General features: G+C 66.9%; 2 protein-coding genes and 1 pseudogene. All 3 read right to left on the bottom strand.

Features of this window, described 5'->3' with window-relative positions; all coding sequences use genetic code 11:
* Positions 1 to 501: SAM-dependent methyltransferase (locus ENZ75_RS32365; RefSeq protein WP_128278641.1), on the bottom strand; the 501-nt coding region annotated here is incomplete at its 3' end.
* Positions 498 to 884 carry a cobalamin biosynthesis protein gene (locus ENZ75_RS32370; protein WP_013531079.1) on the bottom strand — a complete coding sequence of 129 codons (387 nt, stop codon included), beginning with the start codon at positions 882 to 884 and terminating at the stop codon, positions 498 to 500. The genes ENZ75_RS32365 and ENZ75_RS32370, both read right to left, overlap by 4 nt.
* A pseudogene (locus ENZ75_RS32375) lies at positions 881 to 1177 on the bottom strand (cobalamin biosynthesis bifunctional protein CbiET); the annotation flags it as partial. The gene ENZ75_RS32370 and the pseudogene ENZ75_RS32375, both read right to left, overlap by 4 nt.

Consider the following 1177-nt stretch of genomic DNA (forward strand, 5'->3'; position numbering starts at 1 on the left):
CAGGGCCAGATGAATAGCGAGCGTGGCGCCGGTGCGGCCGAAGCCGGCCAGCGTCTCGCCGGGCGGCATTTTTGAGGCGCGCCCGGAAATGCGGGTCAGCACCAGGCTTTGCGCCACTTCGGGAATGGTCAGCTCGCGGCGAAGTGCGGCGGCGGCGGCGGCGAAGGAGGGGACGCCCGGCGTCAGCGTATAAGGGATGCCGTGCTTTTCCAGCCGGCGGATCTGTTCGGCGACCGCGCTCCATACCGACAGGTCGCCGGAATGCAGGCGGGCGACATCCTGGCCTGATTTGTGCGCCTCGAGATAGGCGGCCTCGATCTCGTCGAGCGACATCGGCGCGGTGTCGACCAGCTTTGTCCCCGGCGCGCAGTGCTGCAGCAATTCGGGCGCGACGATCGAGCCGGCATGCAGGCAAACCGGGCAGTTTGCCAAAAGCCTTGCGCCGCGCAGCGTGATGAGGTCGGCCGCACCTGGACCGGCGCCGATGAAATGAACGGTCATGGCGCATCTCCGCTGATGGCGATGGCACAGGTGACCGGGCCGAGCACGGTGCGGGGGCCAAGCAGTTTTGCGCCTGTGCCGGCCACGGCGAGGGCGGACGCCTCGGAGACCGATGGTGTGCCGGCAACATCCTGCGAGAGATCGGAATGGCTGAGCGTATCCGACGAGGCAGCTTGAAGTGCTGAGTCGTCGACGACGATGACGGGAAGACTCAGCGTGCGGCCAGCGGCGGCGATCGCTTCTTCATCCTTCTTGAACGCGGCAGTCGCCAGTGCCGACAGCGCCGTCATCGCCAACCCATGCGCCTCCAGCGCCGTTTCGATCGCCGCAAGCACCTCTTCGACGCCCACGCCCTTTCGGCAGCCTATGCCTGCGACCATCATGGCTTCATCCAGCTCCATTGCGTCACTGGCATGGCCGGCCGCCAGGCCGGCATCGAGCCGACCGGCGAGGCCCGGGAGATGTTTATCCGCGTGAGATCGCCGCCGAGCTTCGTATGTTGGGCAAGAAGCAGGGCTTCCATCTCCAGCGTCACCGCGTTTGCCACGAGACGGCCGCCCGAGCGAAGCACCTTGATGGCTGTGCTCAAGACGCCGGTGTCGCTGCCGCCGCCGCCGATGAAGATCGCGTCAGGCGTATCCAGTCTGGCTAGCGCCTTGGGCGCGGCGCCTTCGAC

This window comes from Mesorhizobium sp. M7A.F.Ca.CA.002.04.1.1 (genome assembly GCF_004022805.1).
Taxonomy (GTDB): Bacteria; Pseudomonadota; Alphaproteobacteria; order Rhizobiales; family Rhizobiaceae; genus Mesorhizobium; species Mesorhizobium ciceri.